Here is a 24,689-nt window from a genome sequence, read left to right on the forward strand (position 1 = left end):
TCCAGCACATCACATTACGCATGCAGTCCGTCACCGTTCGTCGCGAATTGACGGCAAGGAGACCGGAACCGGAACAGATCACTCCGATTCGCGCTGCCCGTGCCGTCCGGCACCCGGCATCCGGACCCGGCGCGGGAGCGGCCGGTCCGCCGCGGCTTCGCCCGGTGGGCGCCCTTCAGACAAGGCGGACCGGCTTCTCCGGGCGGACCCCGAGGGAACCCAGCCAGACCCGCAGCGGTTGAGCGTCCCCGTCCTCGACCAGGCTCAGCACGGGCGCCGCCAGATCCGCCCGCCGCTCGCCGTCGACCAGGAGCGCGGGACCGTCGAGCCAGTCCAGGCCCGGCACCGCGCCGACGGTGTCGACAGCCGTGCAGCACACCATCGCGACGACATGGTCGGCGAGCAGCTCGCGGCCGGTGCGCGGCGGCTGAAGCGGCATGAGCGGCAGCGGATCGCCGCCGCCCCAGAGCGCCAGGGCGTCCTCGGACGCGTCCACCGGGTGGTCCCCGATTCCGGCCACGGGCTCCGCGAGCGCCTCCTCACGCGCCACACGGGCGGTCAGCACGGCGGCCAGGGCCTCGCTCGCCTCTCCGCCGGGCCGTGCGGACAGGTGGTCCATGACCCGGACCAGCGTCGGGCCCTGCGGCCCCCTCGACGGCGCGACGCCGAGCTCGTCGAGAACCTGATGGATGCGGGCCGCTTCCGTACGCCACTTCCGGTCCACGACCTCCTCCGGATACTGCTGCCAGTCGACCGGTGCCCAGTCGGGGCCCTGGCCGGCGGGACCGCCGTGGAAGAGACGCGCGGCCAGCAGTGACGCCGCCTCGTCGACCGCGCCCGGCTCCTCCAGCAGGTCGCACGCCGGGCGCTCGCCCAGCCGGGAGGCGAAGCCCTCGGCAAGGCGGTCGCGGCGCGACAGCTCGGTCAGGGCGGACACCACACCGGCGTCCAGCCGGGAGGGCCAGCGGCCCATCCGCCAGGCGGGGAGCGCGACCCTCGTCAGCAACCGGTCCCAGCCCGCGTACGCCAGGCCGACCTGCTCCTGCGCCACGATGCGCAGCCCGTAGTCCACAGCCTGTGCGCGCTCCGACGCGGCCGCGGCGACCCAGCGCTCCATGCCCGCGGCCTGGTCCTGACAACTTCGGAGCAACAGCCTCGCGGTCCTGCCGACGAAGCGGGACAGCAGCTGGCGCGTCCTGCCCTGGCCCGGGCGGGCCGCATCGGCGACCACCGCGTCCAGCCCCCGTACGAAACGGCGGGCGGCGGCTATGTCGGGATCGGCCGCGGACCCGGTGCCCGCGACGACCGGAGCGAGCACCGCGCGCAGCTCGGCCACCCGCATCCACCACAGGAACGGCGAACCGATGACCAGCACCGGAGCCTCGCCCGTGCGACGCCGGCCACCCGATATCGAGTGCGCCGGGTGCGACCGGTCCTCGAGCCAGCTGTCGCAGTCAGGCGTCAGCGCCAGCGCCGACGGCGCGGGCACCTCGAGGCGCTCCGCCAGGTCCCTCACCAGTCGGTAGAGATCCGGGGCGGAACGCTCCGGCAGCTCCACGGTCGGGCTCAGCGCGGGGGAGGCACGCACGATCGCCGCGGTCACGATAGCCGCGGTCACCAGCACGACCATCGCGCAGCCCGTGACGACCCAGCGGGCGATGTCCCAGCCGCCGCCTGCCATGTGGCCCGTCGCCCCGCCTGCGAACAGGACGACGGCGGCGGCCGCCGGGAGGAGTGCCACCGAGACCGCCCTACTGCGGATACGCAGCACGGCCAGCGCCTTGGCACGCGCGCCCCTGGCGCCCATCGACTCACCGATACCGGTACCGGACACGGCCGGACCTCACCCCCTCTGCCCTGCGACGGTGTTGGTCACTCCCCCACTGTGGCATCGCCCACTGACATCGCAATGCCGGTGGGCCAAGTGCCGGAATGCTTGCGCCGCACCATAGTTGGGGCTTTGGCGGCCGTCATCCGGATGGGGAAGCCGTCACCCGATGGAATGGCTTTGGGCAAAGGATCGCCCGCCCGGACGGAATGTCCGGGCGGGCGTCGTACGGCGGTGCGAAGTGTCACCGGCGGCCTTGCCGGGCCGTACGCGGTCGGCCCTGGCCGCAGGGGAGGGCGGTTCGTCGGGCCGCGTGCGCAAGGCGGCCGGATCCGCGCCAGGGCGGACGGCCGAGCGACAGGGCGCGGACGGGCAGCTCAGGCGCCGGGACGGGCCTGAGCGGCCTTGCGGGCGATGTCCGTGCGGTGCTGGGACCCGTCGAGGCGGATCCTGCCCACGGCCCGGTAGGCCCGCTCACGGGCCTCGGTGAGGTCCTTGCCGGTCGCCGTGACCGACAGCACCCGGCCGCCCGCGCTCACGACCGCGTCGCCGTCCCGCTTCGTACCGGCGTGCAGCACGTACGCGTGGGGCGCGTCCTCGGCCGCGACGGCATCGAGGCCCTCGATCGGGTCGCCGGTGCGCGGGGTGCCCGGGTAGTTGTGCGAGGCGACAACGACGGTCACGGCCGCGTCGTCGTGCCAGGTGAGCGGGGGCTCGGTGTCCAGCGTGCCCTTGGCCGCATGGAGCAGGACACGCGCCAGCGGCGTCTTGAGACGCGCCAGGACGACCTGCGTCTCCGGGTCGCCGAAGCGGGCGTTGAACTCGATCACCCGCACACCGCGTGAGGTGATCGCCAGCCCCGCGTACAGCAGGCCGGAGAACGGCGTGCCACGGCGGCGCAGCTCGTCCACGGTCGGCTGGAGCACGCTCGCCATGACCTCGTCGACCAGCTTCGGGTCGGCCCAGGGCAGCGGCGAGTAGGCTCCCATGCCGCCCGTGTTGGGCCCCTCGTCGTCGTCGAGGGCGCGCTTGAAGTCCTGCGCGGGCTGGAGGGGGAGGACCGTCACGCCGTCGGTGATCGCGAACAGGGACACCTCGGGACCGTCGAGGAACTCCTCGATCACGACCCGGCCGCAGGCCAGCGCGTGCTCGCGGGCCGCGGCGACGTCGTCGGTGACGACGACACCCTTGCCGGCCGCCAGGCCGTCGTCCTTGACGACGTACGGGGCTCCGAAGGCGTCGAGCGCCTCGTCGATCTCCTCCGGGGTCGTGCAGACGTAGCTGCGCGCCGTCGGCACTCCCGCGGCGGCCATCACGTCCTTGGCGAACGCCTTGGAGCCCTCCAGCTCCGCCGCCTCCTTGGAGGGGCCGAAGCAGGGGATACCCGCCCGGCGCACGGCGTCGGCGACACCGGCGACGAGGGGAGCCTCGGGGCCGACGACGACGAGCCCGGCTCCGAGCCCGGTGGCGAGCTCCGCGACGGCCGCGCCGTCCATCTGGTCGACCGGGTGGAGCTCGGCGACCTCCGCGATACCGGCGTTTCCGGGCGCGCAGTGCAGAGCGGTGACGTCGGGATCGAGGGACAGAGAGCGGCACAGGGCATGTTCGCGGGCGCCGCCGCCGATGACGAGGACCTTCACGGCAGTCAGCCTAACCGCCGGACGCCCCTGCCTGTCGTACGGGCCTCCGAGGGCGAGGCCGCTACTCGTTCGTATATTCCTCCACGACCGTGGCACCGAGCTCGCGCACGATGAGGTCGTGGCCCGACAGCGCGGAGTCCACCAGGTCCGGATCGTCCGCCTCCGGAACGTCGTCCTCGATGGACACCGGGGGCGGTGCGTACTGCTCCGCGGGACGGGGCGGCTCCGGCGAGGACTGCGGCGCGGGAGCCGCTGAGGCCTGGTGCGACGGCTGCGACGGGGCCCGGTCGTACTGCGGCGCAGGCGCGGCGGGGGCCGGCGCGGGCGGGGAGGCAGGGGCGGCGGCCTGCGGCCTGCCCTGGCCGTAGCCGCCGGGGCCGCCAGACGTAGGAGCGGATCCGCCCGGGCCGCCGGAACCGCCGGACGGGTCGACGATCGCCTCGACCTTCCACTGCACGTTGAACTGCTCGGCCAAGGCCTGCTTCAGGACCTCCTCGCTGCCGCTGCTCGCGAAGTTGTCCCTGGCACCGGCGTTGATGAAGCCCAGCTGGAGGGTCGTGCCGTCGAAGCCGGTGACCTGTGCGTTCTGGCTGAGGAGGATCCAGGTGAAGCGACGGCGGTTCTTGACGGCCTCCAGGATCTCCGGCCACATGTTCCGCACCTGGCCGGCACCCTGCGCGAGGCCAGGACCGGGCGCCGCCGGGGCCGCCTGCGCGGGAGCGGGGGCCGGGGCGGGAGCGGAAGCCGCGGGCTGCGGCGCGCCCTGGCCGGGGGCGGAGGCGGTGGGCCAGCCGCCGGGTCGGCGGGCCGGCTCCGCGGTCCCGGCCCCGCCGGCGTTACCGCCCGGGCCTGCGGTCCCCGGCCACGCGCCCGGGCGGGGCGCGGCGGGCTGCGGCTGCTGGGACGGCTCCTGCCGCGGGGGCTGTTGGGGCTGCTGCTGTCCGATGGGCGGCGCGACCGGCTCGGGCGCCGGGCTCGGGGCCGGCGCGGGAACCGTGGGAGCCGCGTCACCGCGCGCCGCGGCACGGGCGGCGGCGGGGCCGGCACCCGGCGGCACGGGCGCGTGCGCCTGGGCGTCCGGCCCGGGCACGTATCCCATGGCGGGGCCCTGGCCGCCGGGCGAGAACGACGCCCCGCGCTCCAGGCGGTCCAGCCGGGCCCGCACCGACCGCTCGTCGTCGAACGCCGCAGGCAGCAGCACCCGGGCGCAGATCAGCTCCAGTTGCAGCCGCGGCGACGTGGCTCCCCGCATCTCGGTCAGGCCGGTGTTGACCAGGTCCGCGGCCCTGCTGAGCTCGGCGGCGCCGAACACGGCGGCCTGCGCCTGCATCCGCTCCACGACGTCCGCCGGGGCGTCGATCAGCCCCTTGGTGCCGGCGTCCGGCACCGCGGCGAGGATCACCAGGTCACGCAGCCGCTCCAGCAGGTCCGCGACGAACCGGCGCGGATCGTTCCCGCCTTCGACGACGCGGTCCACGACCTCGAAGGCGGCGGCTCCGTCGCCCGCCGCGAACGCGTCGACGACGGAGTCGAGCAGCGAACCGTCCGTGTAGCCGAGCAGCGCCGTCGCCATGGCATATGTCACACCGTCGTCCGCGGCGCCGGCGAGCAGCTGGTCCATGACGGACATGGAGTCACGCACCGAGCCGGCGCCCGCACGCACAACCAGGGGGAGGACGCCGTCCTCCACCGGGATGCCCTCCTGGCCGCACACCTCCGCCAGATACGCCCGGAGCGTCCCGGGCGGGACCAGCCGGAACGGGTAGTGGTGCGTACGCGACCGGATCGTGCCGATGACCTTCTCGGGCTCGGTGGTCGCGAAGATGAACTTCAGATGCTCCGGGGGCTCCTCGACCACCTTCAGCAGGGCGTTGAACCCCGCGGGGGTGACCATGTGGGCCTCATCGATGATGTAGATCTTGTACCGGCTGCTCGCGGGGCCGAAGAAGGCCTTCTCGCGCAGCTCACGCGCGTCGTCCACACCACCGTGCGAAGCGGCGTCGATCTCGATGACGTCGATGGATCCGGGCCCGGTGCGCGCCAGGTCCTGGCAGGATTGGCACTCCCCGCAGGGGGTCGGCGTCGGTCCCTGCTCGCAGTTCAGGCAGCGGGCGAGGATGCGGGCGCTGGTCGTCTTTCCGCAGCCGCGCGGCCCGCTGAACAGGTACGCGTGATTGACCCGGTTGTTGCGCAGGGCCTGCTGGAGCGGGTCAGTGACATGCTCCTGACCGATGACCTCTGCGAACGACTCGGGGCGGTAGCGGCGGTACAGCGCAAGGGACGACACACCTACGAGGTTATCGGGGCCCACCGACAACCGGAGCCGCCCCGGATCCGCCGGAACGCAAGCGCCCCCCACGCACCCGCCAGAGCCGACCTACCCTTGCTGCCTTCCGGCCCTGGGGGAGTTCAGTCAGATAGCGCCACGTGAGGGGCTATACCCAGGCTACCCGATGCCGGGGAGTGGTCATGACCCCCGCGAGGAAGATCGGGAAGGTGTTCGCGAGCACTCCTCAACGTCTTGTATTGTTTGCGGCGGAGGATTCGCCTAGTGGCCTAGGGCGCACGCTTGGAAAGCGTGTTGGGGGCAACCCCTCACGAGTTCGAATCTCGTATCCTCCGCCAGTGCCTCACCGGGCACGATGTCGAAGGGCCCCACCGCTTGCGGTGGGGCCCTTCGTCGTTGTCCGTCTCAGTTTCCGTCTCAGTTGTCCTTCGGCGACTCCCAGAGCATGTCGCCGACTTGCTGGGCGACCTTCCGCAGCATCGGCCCGGTGATGTGCATGTACCGGGCGCGCATCCTGGCCGCTCCCCCGGGCTCCCAGCCCATGATCGAGTCGACCACGACGTCTGGGACGCCGAGGAGGAGAAGCACCGTCGCCGCGGTGTGGCGAGCGTCATGCAGCCGCCCGTCCCGTACGCCCGCGTCCCGCAGGAGCCGCTTCCAGACGTGGAAGTCGGTGTTGGGGCTCAGCGGCCCGCCGGTCGGCGAGGCGAACACGTAGCCCTTCCCCTCCCAGTCGGCGCCGGCCGTGACCCGCTCCTGCTCCTGCGCCTCCTGATGCTGACGGAAAATCTTGATCAGCGGATCGGGCAGGCCGATGGTGCGCCGACCGGCACGGGACTTGGTGGACTTGTGCTCGCGGCGGGTCTGCTGTCGCTGCGGGCAGTAGCCGGCCTTCCGCCCGCACGGATCACCCCCGCAGCCGTGGGCGTACTTCGGGCGCAGTCGGTTCTTGCGGATGCGGACGTATCCCGCGTCCAGGTCGACGTCTTCCCAGTGCAGCCCGAGCGCCTCTCCTTGCCGGAGACCGAGCGCCAGGGCGACGACCCAGCGCGCGCTGTTGCGGAGCTTGGCCGCCTCGACGAGCAGGCTCTGAACCTCCTCGATCGTGTACGGCTCGATGTCCTCTTCCTCGAGCCGCGGCGCCTTCGCGATCTCGCCCGCGTTGGTGGGGACGTGCCCGCGCCGCACCGCCTCACCAAGGGCGACCCGGATCGTCCGGTGGACGTGGTGAGCGGTGCCTGCCGAGCTCCCGGCATCCTGCATCTTCCGGTAGAAGCGCTCCAGGTGCTCGGGCTCCAGGCGGTCGAGCTTGTGAGCACCGAGTCCGGGCACCAGGTGCACGCGCACGTCGACCTCGTACCCGTCGTACGTGTTCTCGGAGACGTACGGCTTGGCGATGTTCTCGACCCAGTGCTCAAGCCACGCCTGGAGCGTCCAGCTCTGCCCCGGCTTCCTGAGCTTCTTCTCGTCGCGCGCCCGCTCCATTTCACGGACGGCCTTGGTCACCTCGGTCTTGGTCTTCCGTTCGATGTGGCGGCGGTCGGGCTTGCCGTCATCGCGGACACCGACCGTCACTCGACCGTGCCACTTCCCGTCCTTGCCGAAGTAGATCGACGAGGCCCCGTTGGGCTGGCGGGTGCGCTTCTGCTCTGCCATGTCCCGCTCCCCTACGCAGCGGCGGCCGGACGCCGCAGCCTCGCCACGTACGCCGCGAGGGCGTCGACCGGGACCCGCCGCAGCCGCCCCACGGTCACGGACTCGATCTCGCCGGACATGACGAGCCGGAAGCACGTCGTACGGCCGATCCGGAGCCGCCGCGCGGCCTCTTCTACGGTCAGCAGCACCAGGGCGGAGTCGTCGGTTTCTTCGAGGACTGCCGGGCGAACCGCTGTCAGCGTGGTCATCGGGTGGCGTCTCCCATCGGGTCGAAGGCAGGAACGTCCAAGGGCACGGGCGGGCATACGGCGTCGGGGGGTGGAGCGCCGGTGGCAACGAGGCGTTCTGCGTCCGTCCAGCCGGTGCCGGCGAAGCGCCAGTGAGACAGGACAAGGACGGTGTCCGGATCGGGCAGTGGACGGCCGGCCTCGGTTGCGCGCTCGCGGGCCAGGGCTTCGTTGTGGTCGGCGCGTGCCTGGCGGAGGGCGCCGAGCGTGACGGAGTAGGCGCGGGACTTGGTGGAGAAGTGGCCGCGGAAGCCGAGCATGTGAGCCCACTTGCGCAGGCGTAGGCCTTCGAGTTCGGGCAGGGCTCCGAGGTGCCAGCAGGTAAGGATCATGCGCCGGGCGTGGTCGGTGACGCCGGAGCCGATTAGGTCGGTGATCGGGTTGCGGATGGGCCGATCGAGGGTGCCCGCGGTTTCGGCGCCCTTGGTGGCGTACTTGGCGATGTAGGCGGCCACGGCGCGGCTCGACAGTTCTGAGGTGCCCGCGAAGTCGGCCGAGCGGATGGGGCGGATGTCGAGCTGGCCGCCGAAGCGGAAGGCGTATGCGTGGCCGTCGAGGATGGGGCCGGGTGTCTCGGCGAGCTGGGCCGCCGAGCGGATCGCGTCGGTGAGCAGTTCGGTGGTGGCCCAGGCCGGTGGGGAGTCCTCGGCGCCGTCCGGGCCGTCGAGGCGGATGACGGCGTGGAAGTGGACGGCGCCGCGCCGCTGGTACTCGGCGACCTTGGCATAGGAGACCTTGAGGCAGTGCCGCAGCGCCGAGCGGCTGATACCCGCGTGAGAGGCGAGGTGCTGACGCAGGTAGGTGGTGAACCGTCCCCACAGTGCCCCGGCGTGCGCGTTCCACAGGACGGCGGCGCGGTAGTCGTAGCGGACCGGGTCGAGAGGTGTGCCGAGGGCGGGGTCGTCGTCGGAGTGGCGGCGTCCGCAGCGGCACCGGCCGCCGCCGGGGCGGTTGTGGACGGGACCGAAGGACGGGGCAGTGAACGTGGCGAAGACCCGAGGGTGTTGGGCGACGGACGGGCCGATGCCCTTGCCGCCGCTCAGGCCGGCGGTGACCAGGTGGAAGGTGTCTTTGCGGTAGATCTCGGCGCAGGCGGCGCACCGGGTGGCACGGCGGTTGTTGCAGCGGATGAGGAGTTGTCCGGCCGGAAGGTCGCGGTCGGTGAGCTCGCGGACGATCTCCCCACTTGCGGCGTGGACGTCGAGCCGGTGCCCTTCCATGCGTACGGGCTGCTCGCAGCCGCCGAGACGCTGGATCTGGTGTGCGTAGGCGCTGAGATCGCCGTGCCGGGCGAGGGCGGCCAACTGGCGGATTGCTGCGGTCGGAGCCGCAGGGCGCATGTGCGGGTTCCTCCTTGGAAGAGACGGATGTGCGGTGTGAGCGCCCGGCCTGCCCTGTCGAGGGGGCTAGACAGGGAGAGCAGGCCAGGCGGGTGGAGAGATGAGGTCAGCGGCGGGTGAGGAGGGAGCGGACGACGACGGCGCACACGGCCACGGACGTGGCGGTGAGGGCGACGGCGAGGAGCATTAAAACCAGGACGGCGCCGACGACCAGGACCATGGCGGTGCCGCCGCCGACGAGGGCGCAAGCAGTGCCGGGCCTGAAACGAGCGGCAGGGCCGGGCGAAGCTGGAGCGATCGGAGCCGGGGCGCCCGGCGTGATGGTGGTCGGCTCGACGACGACGGCGGGCGGGGCGGCCAGGCCGGTGGGCTGCGGCATGGTCGGGACTTTCGGCCGGAACATGAACGATCCCCTTTCGCGGGTCACTTGACGAAGCTGTCGATGACGGGAGCAAGCAGGCTGTCGGCGAGCAGGTAGCCGCCGACGAGCAGAACGGCGATGAGCCACACGGGCGGGCGGATGAGCTTGACGCCGAGGACCCCGACTACGAGCAGGGCGAGCCAGAGCGGAACGTCCATTTCGGTAGGTCTCCTGTTCAGGCCGGGCAGCGGTGGAGGCGGGCGGCGAGTTCGGCGGCGGCGCGGCTGTCGTACTCAGCAGAGAAGTCGCAGCGGGGCGCGGTGCAGGCGGCCAGGTGGCGATTGCGGCCGCGGTCAGCGAACGAGGCGACGTTGACCGGGCCGATGCGGCGGACGTTTCGGAAGCGGCGGTTCATGGCGTTGCTCCTCTCAGAGGTGTGCAGCGACGGACGGGGTCATGGACGGGGGCAGGCCGAGCCGGACGCGTACGGCGTCGGGGTCGGCCGGGTGGCCGGTGGTCGAGCGGTGTTCCTCGGCCAGCGCCCGCGCCCGGTCGACGAGGGCGGGCGGCAGGGTGACGGTGGAAGCGGTCACCGGGGCCGGAGCTGCGGCCGGTTCGGTGGTGGGCTCTGAGGCCGGTTCGAGGTCGTTGGAGGGCGCCGGCTGCGCGTCTCGGTCGGCCCGGTCGACGGCACCCGCAGCCGGACTCGGTGTCGGGTCGGCGTCTGTCGCCGGGGACGCCGGGATCACCGGTGCTTCCGGGACGGCAGGCGCGTGAGCCAGCAGCGTGCCGCCGAAGAAGGCGACGGCGGGCCAACCCGCGACCGTCACGCCGAGCCAGGCCGGAACCTGCTCCAGGTCGAGGAGCCCGGCCGTGGCGACGTTGGCGCCGAGGGATGCGGCCAGGGCGACCAGGAACCACAGCCGCGGGCCACCGGCCGCCACTCCCGCTCGCTGCTGCTGACGCATCCGGCGCCAGGCCGCGACCAAGAGCAGGTCGACACTCACCGGGTAGGCCCACGCCTTCCAGCCGTCCTGTCCGGCCGCCGCAGCGAGGTCGTGCAGGTGGGAGAAGGACAGGGCGCCGGCGATGACGGCCTGAACGATCACGGCGTCCACGCGGGCCAGTTGGGCGCGCATCGGCTCGGTCTCCTTCCGGTTTCGGGCATGGGAGGGGTAGGGACATGGCGCGAGGCGGTCACGCCGGCCGTGGGAGTGGGAGTGCGGTTACTCGGCCACCGGGCGGGCGGTGGGCACGGTACGAGCGGCGGACGAAGGCCCGGCGGGCGTGGCGGCGACGAGGGGCCGGAAGGCGTCGAGGCGAGGCAGGTCCGGGACCAGGCCCGCGGTATCGCAGCAGACGGCCGCAGCGTCGTCGAGGGTGAGGTGGGGCGAGCGGACGCGGGACCAGCCGCCGGAGGAGTCGCCGACGACCGCGACGCCAGGCCGTTCGGCCGGGATGGAGGTGGCGGCCAGTGCCGCTTCCTGCGCGATGTCGCCGAGCGCCATGGTGGCGGAGGTCTCGTCGTTGACGCGATGGCAGACGCGGCCGGTGAGCTGGGCGCGGAGCATGGTGGCTCCCTTGCCGAGTTCGGCGCCGAAGCGCTGCCCGCAGACCTCCAGGTAGATGCCGGCCGCGCGGCCGAGCTGGGCGAGCCGGATGAGCTTGGTGACCATGGCGTCCCGTCGCTTCTCGTCGTCCTTGCTCGCGGCGAGGAAGAGTTCGGCGACCTCGTCGACGACGACCACGACCGGCACCGGCCGTACCTTCTCCGGCAGGCCCCAGACGTCCGAAGTCAGCCCGGCGTCCGAACCGGCCCCGCCCCTCACGCCGATGAGGCGGAACCGCGCTTCCATCTCGTCCACCAAGGAATCCAGCAGTTCGTTCGCACGGTCCGGCGTATCGGCCAACGCCGACAACCGGGGCGCAAACGGGGCCAGTTCCACACCCCACTTACAGTCGATGCCGACGAGCGCGACGGGTTGCCGGGCCAGCCCGCACAGCAGGTTGCGCAGGTACACGGACTTGCCGGACTGCGTGGCGCCGAGGATCAGTTCGTGCGGCACGGTGCGGAAGTCACGGACGTGCCAGTGCCCGTCTTCACGCAAGGCCAGAGGCAGGGTCAGCGGTTCGGTCCGCAGCCACCGCCGAGGAGGCCGGACGTCGGCGATGACATCCCAGCCGACCAACCGCAGCTCCAACCGCCCCGGCTTGGTGGGCCGGACGTGCACGGCGTGCGCGCCCCAGGCGTGCCGCAGCCGGTCGGCCGAGGCGGTGAAGTCCTCGGGTGACTGCCCTGCCGCCATGCGCAGGCGCATCACGAGCCCGGACCCGGTCGGCAACGGGAACGACCGGCGAGGCGGCACAGGAGCAGCCTGCCGCCCCACCATCCGGGCAGTGGCCCGACGCATGGCCGAAGCGGGCACCGTGAGGCCGCAGGCATCCATGGTGGCCCGGTAGGAGGTGAGCACCCGCAGGGTGACGGCCGGATACCCGACCAGCCACCAGAACAGGACCGGCAGCCGACGACGCACAGCGACCAGGGCGGCCACCGCCAGCAATCCCAGCATCAGGACCCACAGGGCATCGGTCATGACACTCAGCCCTGCGCCGTCGCCGGGGTGCCGACCATGACGGCGTCGGCCCGGTAGGCGATGCCGTGCCGGGCACGACCGCCGAACTCGCTCTCCCAGGGCCGGGCCACCAGTCCGGACAGGAAGACCGGCGCACCCATGGCCAGCCCTTCACCAACGCCCTTCTCGGGCACGGTGACCTTGATCATGTCGGAGCCGCCCTGCGCGATGAACACCAGCTCCAGGACCATGAGCCGGTCGTTGGTCACCGGGTCTACGGCCACTTCACCGGTCTGCCGGTCCCTCACCTTGACCTCGGGCAGCTTGGTGACCAGCAGAGTTGCGGACGAGGTGTCCACGGGGATGAAACGCATTCTGTGAACCTCACTTGCGTCGGGCGCCCATCGCGGACGCCGCATCGAGCTGGATACCCCCCTAGACAGCAAGGGGGCGGCCCGCCATAACTGTCTAGGGGGGTTGACGGAAACCGTAACCGACGCCCCGTCAAACTGTCTAGGGGGGTATACGAGCGGGTCTCGAAGACCGTTGGGATGCGCTACGACATGACCCAGTGCAGCGCGGTCGCGTCGTCGCGGGCCTTGCCTCGCGGCCAGCGCCGGCCGTTGGGGTCGCCAGCCTCGGCCGCACGTACGCGCCGGATCAGTTCATCCGGTCCCGACGAGTTGAGGAGACACAACGCCTCTTTCCAGTCGGCGAGTTCGAAGCTGTCGACGAGTCGCGTAGCCCCATCGCTCAGCAGCGTCACGGAGGCCAGTGAATCCAGCGGCACCGTCCCCGTCAGGGCATGGTCGGCCGCTTGCGGGTCGGGGCCGGCGATCCAGAAGCCGCCCGGCCGGTTACGGAGGCCGGTCAGAGCGTCCCGGTATTCCGCGAGGGCGGTGGCGTGTTCGGGTGAACCGGTAGACAGTGCGTCGAGCGGTCCGCGCAGCCGTTCGCCGACCTCGTCCAAGCGCTGGTCGGTGATGGCGGCCGTAGTCCCGTCCCTCTCGGCGAGCAGGAGGGTCGAGTCACCGAGGACGAGGTACTCCAGGGCTCCTTCCATCGCCCGGACAGCGACGACGGTGCTGGTCGGACTGGCCCGGTAAGCGAGGTCGCATGTGCCCTCGTGCAGGGAGCGGACAGTGCGGATCGAGTCGGCGAGACACGCAACGAGCGGCCGGGCAGGATGCGCCGCGATACCGGCCAGCAGCAGCCCGCCCAGCGTCGAGGAGAACCAGGCGATGCCGTGTACGCATCCGGTCTCCGCCCCGGCCACGCCGGCGCCGTCGAGGAGAACGGCCGCACCGGGACCAGCTGCGGCGAAGTCCTCGTTCTCCCGTCCCGGGTCGGCCGGCTGCGAGCCGAGGGCGACGTTCATGCCGTTGCCTCCTCGTCGTGCAGGTAGAGGGGGCAGAGCAGTTCGACGGATTGCGGCTCGTCGGTCTCGGGGTCGTAATCGACGCTCACCAGCGTGGAGAAGTGCCGCTCGCCCACCTGTCCCCAGAGCGAGTTGAGGTCCGACGCGAGCAGGTGGACCACGCCGAGGGAGCCTGCCGTGTGGATTCCGGCGATGGCGAGTACCGAGCCGTTGCCGTCCGGTCGGGGCAGCCTGCCGAGGTATCCGACGTCGTGCGGGCGGCGCGGTTCGATGTCCGCCCCCGCGTGATACGTCGCCCCGGTGCGCCGGTCGACCAGCGCCCACGGTTCGCCCTCCGGATGTTCCCAGCCGAGTACCGGGTCCTGGGCGTACAGATCCTTCATGGCCTCGGACATACCCGGCCCGCAGACGACGATCAGGCCGTCACGGTTCAGGTCGATCTCACCGCTCACCCGCACGTGACCGGAGCTGACGGCAAGCCCGTAGGACTTGGCCAGCTCCTCCAGCCGCTTCCCGGAGTTCATGTCGGCCATGGCGACGACCGGACGCTTCTTCTCGCCGTCCCACCGCAGCGGAGTCACGACAGTGACGGCACCCACCCCCAGGAAGGCTCCCTCAGGCGCTGGGCCGGTGTGCCGGATCTGGTGAATCCGCCCACGGCTCAGACCGGCCTTCTCGGCGATCTGCGCGTAGGACAGCCCTTGCGCGTGGAGGTCCTGGACCACACGGCGGCGGAGCCGGGCAAGCTCGGTCACCTCCTGCTGCGCGTCGGCCAGCCGCTTGGTGACCTCGCGCAGGAGCAGATACGGATCATCGATGGCCGTGATCCGCTGCAGCTCGTCCGACATGACCGCACCTCCTAGAAGTAACCAGGAGTCTAGGGCCCTAGACGGAACGGGCGGGAGGCGCCGCCCTGTGCGCACGCTGACCATGAAGAACCGGGACCGCCGCCGCGGCACACCCCGAGGACTCACCCGCCACCGCCCGGGAGATGGCCGCCGACCGCCCAAGGGCCGGGCATGATCACACCCCCTCCCGCGCCAGCTCTGCCCACACAGCACGCCCCTGGGGCCAGTTCTTCACACCCCAGTCCTTGGCGCAGGAGGCGATCAACAGCAACCCGCGCCCGCTCTCTTCCTGGCTGGTCACGTCGCACAGGTGGGGCACCCGCTCGCCGCCCTCGTCGACCACCTCGATCCGCACGTGGTCATCGCCGAAGCAGACGACCACGAGGAACCAGCCGCCGGGCGAACCGCTCCGAGAGTGCCGTACGGCATTGGTCGCAAGCTCACTCACGACCAGGACCGCTTCGTCGACGGGGCCGTGCCCGTCGAGCAGGGCAGCGACAAAGTGACGGGCATGCGCCACCTCCTCGGCCACACCGGGAAAGGCACGGCACCACTTGGACCGCATAGGAGACTCCTCACCATCGTCTAGGGGGCTAGACAGCCAGCGGCAGCGTATTCCCAAGCAGACCCAACAAGCCAGGCATACTGAGGAATTATTCCTCTAAGGGGTGAAGGTGTCTCCCAAGTCGCGGAACTCCTGCATCACCTGCAACAGCAGCTCCCGCACATCGTCGCCGAAAACCGCAGCCCGCTCAAAGCGACCGAACGTCTCCTCGTACGAGGCCACCTCGACCGAGGCGGCCGACACCCGCTCGGCGCCGAACGTCTCGACCACCACCGCTCGCCGGTCGCACAACGTAAACCCATGGCGAGGCAGGACCGGAACTGGGCGACGCCAAGGAACGACTCCGAGCCGCACCGTGCTCAGACTCTCGACAGCCAGCAACCGATCCAGCTGAGCCAGCATCAGCGCCGGCGTCCCGGGCCACGTCCGCAGCACGGCTTCAGTCAGCACGAACACCGACTCGCGCCCCGGTTCGTACAGAACGCTCTGCCGCTCAACACGGGCAGCAACAGCCTGGCCCACGGACTCAGGCGCCGCGCCGGGCGCACTCTCGAAAACGTGGCGGGCGTACTCCGCGCTCTGGAGCATGGCCGGCAGAACGACGCACTGGAAGGAGCGCACCAGTTGAGCGGAACGAACCTCATCATCAACGGCGGTACCTGTTGAGGTCGCGGCGCCTTCCGGTCCGCCGGTGTCCGCAGCCGCCTCTACCGCGGCCAGGAGGTCACGCACCTCCAGGGCAGTCACCTCATCGAGGCCGAGCGCACGAGAGAGCCGACCCAGCACGTCGGGGCTCGGAACCATGCGCCCGTTCTCTACCTTGGACACAGTCGGCTGCCCCACATGAGCCCGCTGCGCCAACACAGCACCCGTCAGACCGGCCTCTGCACGAAGCGCACGGAGACGCACCCCGAGCGCCCGCATCCGCTCTCGCCGTTCACTCCCCATGCCCAGGGTTCTACACCACGAACCAGCAGTCACCGGGCACAAGAGCAGCATCAACGTGCAGCAGAGCGTGCGTGATTCAAAGTCTCCCTACTGGTTCAAGACACCCGGCGTCGCTCCCGCTCCGCCGGGCGCGCGACGGCCGGCGGCCGCGCCCGCGCTCATGTCTCCGCCCCGCTCGGCACGGCCGCCGGCCGTCGCGCGCCCGCAAGGTAGGCCCGGGGCATGAGGTCAGAACCGATTGCCTCCGGCGGGGGCGCTCAGGCTCCGGGATGGCAATCGGCTGGCATGCGTCTGCGCGTTCATCGTGGCGAGCGCGGGGAGCTTCCATCCCGCCTGCCATCGGCCCAGGCGGAGCCAAGCAGACCCGCACCCCGGCGTCCAGGTCGTTCGTACAGTGGCGCGCTCCACCTGGACGCCGGGGCACAGGCCCGCTTCACGTGCGTGTGGGTCGACGGCAGACGGGATGGAAGCTGGGGAAGGTGGTGGGTTGAGGTGTCATGGAATCAGCCTCATGACGCTCAGGGCGCCCAACCCTAATCGACATTTTTCTTGCACTCCCGGCGCTTCAACGCTCTCCGGATTAGCAAGTAGGTCGCAATGGCGATCAGGGTCATCCCCATGAGGATCAAGATTGCCCCGATGACGATCAGGATCGTCCCGACAAGGATCAAGATCGTCCCGATGATGAGAAGGAAGATCGCGAGGACGATCACGGTTGCCTCCTGTCCCCCTCCCGACTCTGGCTCCGTCCCGTATCCCATGCAACCACTTCCGGATGAAACCGCGCGGTGTACCGCCCGGCGATGCCCGTCCGCTGAGGTCCGGCCTATTCGGGCCAGGTCGTAGCACCGGTGGGGACGTCCCAGGTCATGGCACCGGCTACCACGGCCGGGGAAGTCAGTGGCCGTCGAGCGCCTTCCCGGGCCGTCACGGGGCCGTGAAAGGGTGCTCGACGGCGACCAACGCTGACAACCGTTGACGGCTCAGCCGCAGGTCACAGCGTTGATCGGTCAGACGACCGCAGGTCAGAGAACCGGCGTGTCACTTCTTCCTTCGGCTACTGAGACCCGCGGAGGGGGTTGTGGCTGGCGTGCCCGTTCCATGCCCGGTCCGGCGGGATCTTCCGGAGACTCACGGGGAACAGCGGCGACAGTCGCGCTCCGGACCAGGTCAGGAGCTTGGCTGGTCAGCCGCGGTCTGCATACGGCGTCTTCCAAACTGGGGCTCCAGACGCAATGCGCTGGCACTTGATGCGACCGGTGGGAAGCTGTTTCTGCTCCCTTGATCACCACCTTCGCCGTTTCAGCGCGTAGGCCATGTGTGGAAGTTCCTCGTACAGCAGTCGGCCGACCAGCGCACCGCCGAAGACAACGACCCCCACGCCGACCAGCCAGGACTGGATGACCAGGACGGTTCCAATGGGGCCGAAGCTGACGGTGTTGGATGCGATCAGCGGCGAGAAGACGAGCCGGGAGAAGATCCTCAGGCCGAGCAGCCCGATCACAGTGGCGACCGCACCGGGAAGCAGGGCACGCCAGCCGAGCCGCCCGCCGAGCAGCAATCGCTGAGACCACCAGAGGAACAGGAGGGCGCTCAGCAACGCGACCGCTCCACCCGCCAGCGGCTCGCGCCGCAGCGCGGTGGTTGCGGAGACGAAGAGGTATCCGGTGAGGACGCCGAGCCAAACCACATGCCGCCACCTGGCCCACCAGCGGGCTGGCGGCAGGTCCCAGACCTTCTCGTAGCCGGTCTGCACCGCAGCCCCGAAACTCAGGCCGAAGACGGCGAGGGCGGCGATGCCGAAGGCGGTTGTAGTGCGCAGCGCCTGGCGGGGCCGGGTGAACAACTGCTCGACTTCTGGTCTAGAGGCGGTCGACACGCCGAGCCCTTCGCCGAGCCACTGCGCGAACCCCCGCCCGTGCTCGGGATCGGCAGAGGAGACAATGATCAGCAGCGGCACCAGCGTGAGGAACCCCAGCGCCGCGAAGCCCAGCACACGCGACCACAGCTCAACATCCCTGCTCCGCCGCCATGCGCGCCCGACTGGTGAACGGCTGATCATGTGGCGCAGCCGTCCGAGCCAGGATGAACGTTCGGCGTCAGAAGGCTTCATCGGCATCCCTGTCGATTACCACGCCAGAACCCATGCCGCACGAGGGCGCGCAGAGTTCTCCGACAGCCTGGCAGGACAAGGAGCTACTCAGCCACCCAGGGGAAATTTAATCCCACCTGTTTCGATCCCGCAGCAAGTACCTCCCAGTCCGGGAAACCACTGATCCGGGTGAATCCCGGGCTCTTCTTCCGCCCCATGAATGGCAGGCGCCATCGATCGGCGCGACGGGTGATGAGGCATTCGCGATGGCTTGCCCCACGGAGACGGCAGCTATTCGGCTCAATATTTAGTCATACATTCTGTGGTGCATATTGATTGATTCCGACGACAACACTCGGTGATTCCTCGCCCGAGATGGCCCCTGCGTAATATGCGACCGACAGAAGAGGCGATTCCCGTTCGACGAGGAACGCCGGATGTCACCACCCACAGGAGTTGACTCCTCTATGAGACTGAATATTGCCGATGTGTCGCATCGGCGCACAATGACGGCCTGGATCGCGGGGGTGCTCACCCTGCTGGTCGCATTGGCCGCAGTGGCAGTGACACCTACTCGGGCAAGTGCCGTCGCAACGGAAGTAGATCTGGGAACCGCGGATAGCTTTGCGGTGCTGGGCGGCTCGGCAGTCACCAACACCGGCCCCTCGGTGATCAACGGAGACCTCGGAGTGAGTCCGGGGTCGTCCGTCACCGGATTCCCTCCCGGAATCGTGAACGGGGCCGTTCACGTAACGGATGCTGTGGCCGCTCAAGCCCAGAGCGACCTGACGACGGCTTATAACGATGCGGCCGGGCAGGCACCGGACGTAGTGTTCCCCGACGATCCTCCGGTGGAGCTCGGCGGTAGGACTCTGACTCCAGGCGTCTACAACGCCCCCGTCAGTGCCGCCATCACCGGCACACTCACCCTGAACGCCGAGAACGACCCCGACGCCGTCTGGGTGTTCCAGGTCGGTTCGACGCTGACGACGGCAACCGCCAGCGATGTGTCCCTCATCAACGGCGCATCACCGTGCAACGTGTTCTGGCAGATCGGAAGTTCGGCCACTCTCGGAACCGGCTCCACCTTCGTGGGCACCATCATGGCCCTGACCTCTATCAGTGCCACCACGGGGGCGAACATCGAGGGCCGCGCGCTGGCCCGCAACGGCGCCGTGACGCTTGACACCAACACGATCACCCGACCGCTGTGTGAGGACGACACCACCACCACGGGTGATGATGCCGCTGCCGCGACCGGTGATGACGCCGCTGCCGCGACCGGCGATGACGCCGCAGCTGCCACGGGTGATGATGCCGCTGCGACCGGTGACGACGCCGCAGCCGCGACCGGCGATGACGCCGCAGCTGCCACGGGTGATGATGCCGCTGCGACCGGTGACGACGCCGCAGCCGCGACCGGCGATGACGCCGCAGCTGCCACGGGTGATGATGCCGCTGCGACCGGTGACGACGCCGCAGCCGCGACCGGCGATGACGCCGCAGCTGCCACGGGTGATGATGCCGCTGCGACCGGTGACGACGCCGCAGCCGCGACCGGTGACCACTCGGGTGGTCACGACTCGGGTGGTCACGACTCGGGTGGTCACGACTCGGGTGGTCACGACTCGGGTGGTCACGACGACGACGGCGACCACCCCGGCAAGCCCGGCAAGCCCGGCAAGCCGGGGAAGCCTGGCCCCTACGACGTGAAGCCCCCGTTGCACAAGGTGCACATCCCCCACTGAGTGAGTTCGTTCCGCAGTTCGGCGGGACTGGCGAGTCGCGCGTGGATCCTCTGCGGAGCGCATGCACGGCTCGTTGCCCACACGCGAGTAAGGGGTGGCGCGCGGCGGATCGTCGATTCCGTCGCGCGCCATCCGCGGAAGTAGGAGAAGCAGGTGCGAACAGTCGCAATGAGAAGGGCCGGGTGGGCCGTGCTGGGCGGCGTTGAGTCGACGAATGCGAAGGATTCACGGCAGGCCGGCGCTGAGTCGGCAGCGCCAGGCGGCGGCGAAGGCCAGCGCAGGTCTCGTGGAAATGCAAAGCCCCCCCGACTGCTGATCGCCGGCACGGGAGTCGCGGTGGCTCTGTGCCTCGCAGTGACTCTGGTCCATGTGGTCCTGGTGTTTCTGTATGTGGCACCCTCGAACGCCATTTCCAAGGCGTACAGTCAGCAGGTCAACGCGTGGGTCCGGCCTGTGTTTTCGCAGAACTGGCGACTCTTCGCCCCGGATCCGCAATCCGTCAATCGGCAGATTTCGGCGAGGGTCGGATACACGGCTCCGAGCGGCACCACGCACGTGAGTGACTGGATCGACGTAAGCTCCATGGACGATTCCGCCGTAAAGCACAACGTCTTTCCGAGCCATACGTCACAGAATATGCTGCGCCAAGCCTGGAATTCCTACCTCAAAACGCACAGCAGCGACGACCAGCCGCACTCGGCGCGGGCTCTTCTAATCCAGCAGTATCTCCGCAACATTGCCGCGGACCGCGTCAGCGCTCAACGGGGCGGCACCTTCGACTCCATCCAGCTACGGGTGACCACGCTGCCCATCGTCCCTCCCCACGCGGCGAACGGCTCCCGTCCGGCCGCCGCGGCATCTGCGCCAGCCGTGACCCGACACCTGCCCTGGTGGAAGGTGGACTCGCAATGAAGCGGAGTGAGCAGGCACCGACCACGGCGACCACAGCGCCCACAGCGCCCACAGAACAGGGCGCCGTACGCATGCTCCAGCGCGTGCTCGATCGGATCCAAGCTCTCCTCGTCCTCCTCACCGAGCGGCCGGTCTCCCTGTACGCGGCGGCGATGTTGCGCATCGGGTACGGGTTGCTCTATCTCGTCTTCCTGCTCCGCGAGTTTCCACACCGCGACGAAATGTGGGGCCCCGGTTCGCCATGGACGCCGGAACTGGCCCGACTTATGTACGAGCAGAGCGGATGGGCCAGCGTCCTCATGCTCTCCGACAGCCGGGCGTACTTCGAGGTCTGCTACGCCGTTGCCGTCGTCACGTGCGCGCTGTTCGTGCTGGGCTGGCGCACGCGCGCTGTGTCCGTGCTGTTCGCGGTCGTGATGGTGTCCTTCCATGCCAGGGCGATCTACATGGCGGACGGCGGAGACAACCTCATGGTCCTCATGGCCGTCTACCTGGCCTTCACCGCGTGTGGTCGACACTGGTCCCTCGACGCGCGCAAGATCCGGCTCAAAGCCGCGGCCGGCAGGGCTGCAGATCCCCGGGGGAACGGTCTCCGGCACCAACTCCACGATTCGCGCGCCATCTTGACCACCGTGCTGCACAACTGCGGCATGTTCGTCATCGCAGCCCAGGTCTGCTTCCTCTACGGATGCGCCGGCCTGTACAAGGTGCAAGGTCCCAAGTGGGCCGATGGCACCGCCCTCCACTACGTCCTGAACATCGACCTGTTCCGGCCCTGGCCTGAGTTGTCCCAGGTGATCGACGGCCACCACGTACTGCTCACCGTCGTCGGCTACATGACGGTGCTGGTACAGGTCGCTTTTCCGTTCGTTCTCTTCAGCAGACTTAAATACCCTGTCTTGATCCTTTTGCTGGGCATGCACGTGAATATCGCGGTGCTCATGGGACTGCCGCTGTTCTCCGGCGCGATGATCGTCGCCGATGCCGTGTTCCTGCCGGACCGCTTCTACCGCGCCGTGGGACGGCTATGGCGGCGTACTGTCCGACGAGCAGGCGTCACGGGAGCGGAAGCCCATCCTGAAACGACATCTGCCGCGGTGCCGCTGCAACCCGGACCGGCAGGTGATGCCCACCCGTCAGGCCGATCCCCTGCCCCTCACGGCCCGCGATGAGCGGGGGCCTTGGAGAGGTCTCCCGCACCTCGGTCTTTCGCCGAGGGGTAGGCGACGGGACGACGGTCCGCTCACGAACGGAATGGGTACCGCTACCAGGGGCCCAAGTACCTCGTTGAGATGGTGTGGACCCCATTCTCCGACCGCGATTCGCCCTTGGCTCCCGTTCCGTGGCTGCTAGGTGCGTACTGGCTTGACTCACCGGTTCACGACGACAGCGAATGCAGTCGATGTGGACTGGTGGGGCAAGACATCGTTGCTGTTTCTGAGGACCCGGACATGCTCCCGTTCTGACATCCACACCTGACATCAACGACGGTGGACAGCAGCAGCCCCGAGCGGCCCAAGACGACTTCGCCGCCCCCAATTGCTAGTGCCGCGACACGTCACCGATCGGACTCCTAAAGCGGTGCTCTGGATGCGGCTGGTCGGTGGTGACCACGAGCGCTGCCCCTGAGGTATCCGCGTGCTCGACCGCGAACGTGCACGGCGACCAGGCCAAGCCCTGGCAGTACGTCGGTCTGCCTCGCAGCCGCCAGCGGTAGACCGTGCCGTCGACAACGATCCGTCGTGATCCCTTGCGGACCAGTGCCATGACACCTCCTGGACGCCGAGGATGCTAGCGTGCCCGGCCCCACCGTCCGTCTCAGTTTCCGTCTCATTCAGCGCCGTTCACGGCCGTTCAGACGAGACCCGGAGCCGTCCCTACACCGGCGGCCGACCGCCCATGAAGCCAGGTGAACGCCCCCAAACGACACGCACCGCCCCACCACCACAGTTGGAAAGCGTGTTGGGGGCAACCCCTCACGAGTTCGAATCTCGTATCCTCCGCCAGTGCCTCACCGGGCACGATGTCGAAGGGCCCCACCGTTCGCGGTGGGGCCCTTCGACGTTTTTGTCCCGGAGCGACTGAACGCGCCGTACTTCCCGCGCCGAAGGGCGGCCTCCACCCGGCGACCGGCTCGACGGCTTAGCACGGGCCGGGAGTCCGGCGGGCGGGAACAGGGTCAGGTCGACCGGATCCGGCGAAAAGGGCATGGTTCCGGCCAACACTCCGCGAGCTGGGGGACCGCAGACAACCGACAGGGCCGTCCTTGGACTCTCACAGGCGGGACACAGCTTCGCGACGGGGGGCCGCGTCGTTCCGACGAGCGCGGCCGGTTGTGCGAGCGGGCTGTTGATCCATGTCCCGTCAGGCACTCGGATATGAGGATTGATGACCAGATCCCACCATGCCCGCCTGTGGCGCCCCGCGATCGCCGCGGGCGCGGCGATCGCCGTCACCGCCGGCGTCGTCGCGGCAGCACCCGACGCCCGGAAGGCACAGAGCAAGCCGAAGTTCAGTCTGATCGCCGCCTCCACGTCGGTGACCCTCGACTCCTGGAAGGAAGATCCCGGCGTCTACCTCGACCTCGGGACCTACCTCACGGCCGAGAACGGCCCCCTTGAGCTCAAGGTGACCCGTAAGTCCTACAAGGACCCGGTCGTCGCCACGCAGATCATCCGGCAGGGGAACAAGGCGCCCAGGACCAAGACCCTGCCCGCGGGACTCGTGAAGGACTTCTCCGGGCTTCCCGGCTTCGTCCGGATCACGGTCACCGACGCGGCCGGCAAGACCGTGGCGACCAAGGACGAGGCGTTCTGCCCGAACAACGCCTCCGGCCGCGTCCGTCCCGACGCCCCGGCGAAGTCGAAGTATCCGCAGAGCTGTCCCACGAATCCCTTCACCCTCGGCTCGGTGTGGGGGGTGGAGAACGGCTGGGCGTCCAACACGTACTCGGGCTTCTACTCGGCCCCGGTCGCCCTTCCGGCCGGCAAGTACACCGCGAAGGTGTCCGTGGCGAAGCGCTACCGGGACCTGTTCGGCATCGAGGACAAGCCGCAGACGATCAGCGTGACCGTGCGGGAACGGAGCTGGGAGGAGGGCGCGCGCGCCTCCGCGGCCAAGGAGCACGCGGGCCACACGACCGGTCACTCCGGCCACTCGGGCCACAGCGCCATGCGCCCTGAGGCGCCCGCGGCCCCCACGAGCGGCGCGGGGCCGTCGTACAACGTGGGCCACGGGCCCTACCCGCCCGCTCCTCCGGCCGTGCCGTGGGCCCTCAAGAAGGCCACCCTGAAGGCCGCGCAGGCCGGTGACGGGACAGGGCGGACCGACGGCTCCAGGAAGGCACCCGCGCTGACGCCGAACGCCAAGCGGCCGACCGGCAAGGCGTCCGTGCCCAACGTGCCGAAGCCCGACCTGCGGTCGCTGCCGGCCTACGGCATCCAGATCAGCGACGGCGGGGACGACGTCCCCGGCAAGGACTATCTGGCGTTCAGCGCCAACGTGTGGAACGCGGGCCCCGCGCAACTGGTGGTGGACGGCTTCCGCTCCCCCGGCAAGAAGCTGATGGACGCCTATCAGTACTTCTACGACGCGGCCGGCAAGCAGGTCGGCTACACCCCGACCGGCACCATGGAATGGGACCCGCGGCCCGGACACGAGCACTGGCACTTCACCGACTTCGCCAGCTACCGGCTGCTCAAGGCCGACCAGAAGGAAGCGGTGCGCAGCGGCAAGGAGGCCTTCTGCCTGGCCAACACCGACGCAGTCGACTACACGGTGAAGAACGCCAACTGGCACCCGGAGAACACCGACCTGTCCACCGCGTGCGGCCAGGAGAACTCGATCTCCGTCCGTGAGGTGCTGGACGTCGGCTCCGGCGACACGTACACCCAGGATCTGCCCGGCCAGTCCTTCGACATCACCGACCTTCCCAACGGCACCTACTACATCCAGGTGCTCGCCAACCCCGAGAAGCGGCTCCAGGAGACCGACCTCAACAACAACAGCGCGCTCCGCAAGGTCGTGCTGGGCGGCAAGCCGGGCGCCCGCACGGTGAAGGTGCCTGCGCACGACCTGGTCGACGCCAACTGACCTCCGTTCGACAGCAGGGCCGGAAAGGTCCGGCCGACGCCGGTCCCGGGACACGTTCCCGGGGCCGGCGTCGCACGTTCGTCCGCGCTCACGGGCCGCTCTGCCCCGCCCGCGAAAAAACCTGCCGCGTCGTG

General features: G+C 69.8%; 23 protein-coding genes, 1 tRNA gene and 1 other RNA gene. 5 read left to right on the forward strand and 20 right to left on the reverse strand.

From position 1 onward, the window contains the following. Positions 1 to 175: 175 nt before the first annotated feature. The 4 genes from MDN94_RS06940 to ffs all read right to left on the reverse strand — a co-directional run bounded on the left by MDN94_RS06940 (position 176) and on the right by ffs (position 5,908). Positions 176 to 1,834, reverse strand: coding sequence for a M48 family metalloprotease (locus MDN94_RS06940; protein WP_482725048.1), 1,659 nt, complete (start codon positions 1,832 to 1,834; stop codon positions 176 to 178). A gap of 371 nt (positions 1,835 to 2,205) precedes the next feature. Then, positions 2,206 to 3,468: a phosphoribosylamine--glycine ligase gene (purD, locus tag MDN94_RS06945; protein ID WP_482725049.1), complete on the reverse strand. Its 1,263-nt coding sequence runs from the start codon at positions 3,466 to 3,468 to the stop codon at positions 2,206 to 2,208. A 61-nt stretch (positions 3,469 to 3,529) separates the two neighbouring features. Then, positions 3,530 to 5,755, reverse strand: coding sequence for a DNA polymerase III subunit gamma and tau (locus MDN94_RS06950; RefSeq protein WP_482725050.1), 2,226 nt, complete (start codon positions 5,753 to 5,755; stop codon positions 3,530 to 3,532). Positions 5,756 to 5,809: 54 nt separating this feature from the next. Then, positions 5,810 to 5,908: signal recognition particle sRNA small type (gene ffs, locus MDN94_RS06955), an RNA gene on the reverse strand. A gap of 97 nt (positions 5,909 to 6,005) precedes the next feature. Here ffs and MDN94_RS06960 point away from each other — a divergent pair. Beyond that, positions 6,006 to 6,093 (forward strand) — tRNA-Ser (locus tag MDN94_RS06960). A gap of 79 nt (positions 6,094 to 6,172) precedes the next feature. On the opposite strand, the gene MDN94_RS06965 is transcribed toward MDN94_RS06960, so the two are convergent. From MDN94_RS06965 to MDN94_RS07035, 15 genes are all read right to left on the reverse strand, one after another. Then, entirely contained in the window at positions 6,173 to 7,411 is a 1,239-nt protein-coding gene (locus MDN94_RS06965) for a tyrosine-type recombinase/integrase (RefSeq protein ID WP_482725051.1), read from the reverse strand. Between the two features lie 11 nt (positions 7,412 to 7,422). Beyond that, positions 7,423 to 7,659 carry an excisionase family DNA-binding protein gene (locus MDN94_RS06970; RefSeq protein ID WP_482725052.1) on the reverse strand — a complete coding sequence of 79 codons (237 nt, stop codon included), beginning with the start codon at positions 7,657 to 7,659 and terminating at the stop codon, positions 7,423 to 7,425. Then, positions 7,656 to 9,038 (reverse strand): replication initiator, encoded by a 1,383-nt coding sequence (locus tag MDN94_RS06975; RefSeq protein WP_482725053.1) that lies wholly within the window; start codon positions 9,036 to 9,038, stop codon positions 7,656 to 7,658. The genes MDN94_RS06970 and MDN94_RS06975 overlap by 4 nt, the downstream gene beginning before the upstream one ends. 106 nt (positions 9,039 to 9,144) lie before the next feature. Next, on the reverse strand, positions 9,145 to 9,441 hold the full coding sequence (locus MDN94_RS06980) for a SpdD-like protein (protein ID WP_482727020.1): 297 nt from the start codon (positions 9,439 to 9,441) through the stop codon (positions 9,145 to 9,147). Positions 9,442 to 9,461: 20 nt separating this feature from the next. Next, positions 9,462 to 9,617, reverse strand: coding sequence for a hypothetical protein (locus MDN94_RS06985; protein WP_482725054.1), 156 nt, complete (start codon positions 9,615 to 9,617; stop codon positions 9,462 to 9,464). A gap of 17 nt (positions 9,618 to 9,634) precedes the next feature. Further along, positions 9,635 to 9,814 carry a mobile element transfer protein gene (locus tag MDN94_RS06990; protein WP_482725055.1) on the reverse strand — a complete coding sequence of 60 codons (180 nt, stop codon included), beginning with the start codon at positions 9,812 to 9,814 and terminating at the stop codon, positions 9,635 to 9,637. Positions 9,815 to 9,827: 13 nt separating this feature from the next. After that, positions 9,828 to 10,538 (reverse strand): DUF2637 domain-containing protein, encoded by a 711-nt coding sequence (locus tag MDN94_RS06995; RefSeq protein ID WP_482725056.1) that lies wholly within the window; start codon positions 10,536 to 10,538, stop codon positions 9,828 to 9,830. An 87-nt stretch (positions 10,539 to 10,625) separates the two neighbouring features. After that, positions 10,626 to 11,993, reverse strand: a complete 1,368-nt coding sequence (locus MDN94_RS07000) for an FtsK/SpoIIIE domain-containing protein (protein ID WP_482725057.1) — start codon at positions 11,991 to 11,993, stop codon at positions 10,626 to 10,628. A gap of 5 nt (positions 11,994 to 11,998) precedes the next feature. Continuing rightward, complete coding sequence (locus MDN94_RS07005; RefSeq protein WP_279329951.1) at positions 11,999 to 12,346, reverse strand: SCO3933 family regulatory protein; 348 nt, start codon at positions 12,344 to 12,346, stop codon at positions 11,999 to 12,001. Between the two features lie 182 nt (positions 12,347 to 12,528). Next, positions 12,529 to 13,350, reverse strand: a complete 822-nt coding sequence (locus tag MDN94_RS07010) for an integrase (RefSeq protein WP_482725058.1) — start codon at positions 13,348 to 13,350, stop codon at positions 12,529 to 12,531. Next, positions 13,347 to 14,198, reverse strand: coding sequence for a sigma factor-like helix-turn-helix DNA-binding protein (locus MDN94_RS07015; protein WP_482725059.1), 852 nt, complete (start codon positions 14,196 to 14,198; stop codon positions 13,347 to 13,349). Before MDN94_RS07015 ends, MDN94_RS07010 begins: the two co-directional genes overlap by 4 nt. A 175-nt stretch (positions 14,199 to 14,373) precedes the next feature. Beyond that, positions 14,374 to 14,763, reverse strand: a complete 390-nt coding sequence (locus MDN94_RS07020; RefSeq protein WP_482725060.1) for an ATP-binding protein — start codon at positions 14,761 to 14,763, stop codon at positions 14,374 to 14,376. A 96-nt stretch (positions 14,764 to 14,859) separates the two neighbouring features. Further along, on the reverse strand, positions 14,860 to 15,711 hold the full coding sequence (locus MDN94_RS07025) for a helix-turn-helix domain-containing protein (protein ID WP_482727021.1): 852 nt from the start codon (positions 15,709 to 15,711) through the stop codon (positions 14,860 to 14,862). Between the two features lie 533 nt (positions 15,712 to 16,244). Further along, positions 16,245 to 16,424: a hypothetical protein gene (locus tag MDN94_RS07030; protein WP_482725061.1), complete on the reverse strand. Its 180-nt coding sequence runs from the start codon at positions 16,422 to 16,424 to the stop codon at positions 16,245 to 16,247. Between the two features lie 572 nt (positions 16,425 to 16,996). Continuing rightward, on the reverse strand, positions 16,997 to 17,830 hold the full coding sequence (locus tag MDN94_RS07035) for a ribonuclease BN (RefSeq protein WP_482725062.1): 834 nt from the start codon (positions 17,828 to 17,830) through the stop codon (positions 16,997 to 16,999). Between the two features lie 410 nt (positions 17,831 to 18,240). Here MDN94_RS07035 and MDN94_RS07040 point away from each other — a divergent pair, with 410 nt between their 5' ends. From MDN94_RS07040 to MDN94_RS07050, 3 genes are all read left to right on the forward strand, one after another. Continuing rightward, on the forward strand, positions 18,241 to 19,551 hold the full coding sequence (locus MDN94_RS07040; protein WP_482725063.1) for an ice-binding family protein: 1,311 nt from the start codon (positions 18,241 to 18,243) through the stop codon (positions 19,549 to 19,551). 153 nt (positions 19,552 to 19,704) lie between these two features. Next, a complete protein-coding gene (locus MDN94_RS07045; protein ID WP_482725064.1) occupies positions 19,705 to 20,463 on the forward strand; it encodes a DUF5819 family protein in 759 nt (252 codons plus the stop codon). A 71-nt stretch (positions 20,464 to 20,534) separates the two neighbouring features. Continuing rightward, on the forward strand, positions 20,535 to 21,635 hold the full coding sequence (locus tag MDN94_RS07050; RefSeq protein ID WP_482725065.1) for an HTTM domain-containing protein: 1,101 nt from the start codon (positions 20,535 to 20,537) through the stop codon (positions 21,633 to 21,635). A gap of 370 nt (positions 21,636 to 22,005) precedes the next feature. Here MDN94_RS07050 and MDN94_RS07055 read toward each other — a convergent pair whose 3' ends face one another. Beyond that, positions 22,006 to 22,230 carry a hypothetical protein gene (locus tag MDN94_RS07055; protein ID WP_482725066.1) on the reverse strand — a complete coding sequence of 75 codons (225 nt, stop codon included), beginning with the start codon at positions 22,228 to 22,230 and terminating at the stop codon, positions 22,006 to 22,008. A 621-nt stretch (positions 22,231 to 22,851) separates the two neighbouring features. On the opposite strand from MDN94_RS07055, the gene MDN94_RS07060 reads away from it, so the two are divergent. Next, positions 22,852 to 24,555 carry a lysyl oxidase family protein gene (locus MDN94_RS07060; RefSeq protein ID WP_482725067.1) on the forward strand — a complete coding sequence of 568 codons (1,704 nt, stop codon included), beginning with the start codon at positions 22,852 to 22,854 and terminating at the stop codon, positions 24,553 to 24,555. Positions 24,556 to 24,689: the final 134 nt, after the last annotated feature.

Source organism: Streptomyces sp. WAC00040 (assembly GCF_056835925.1).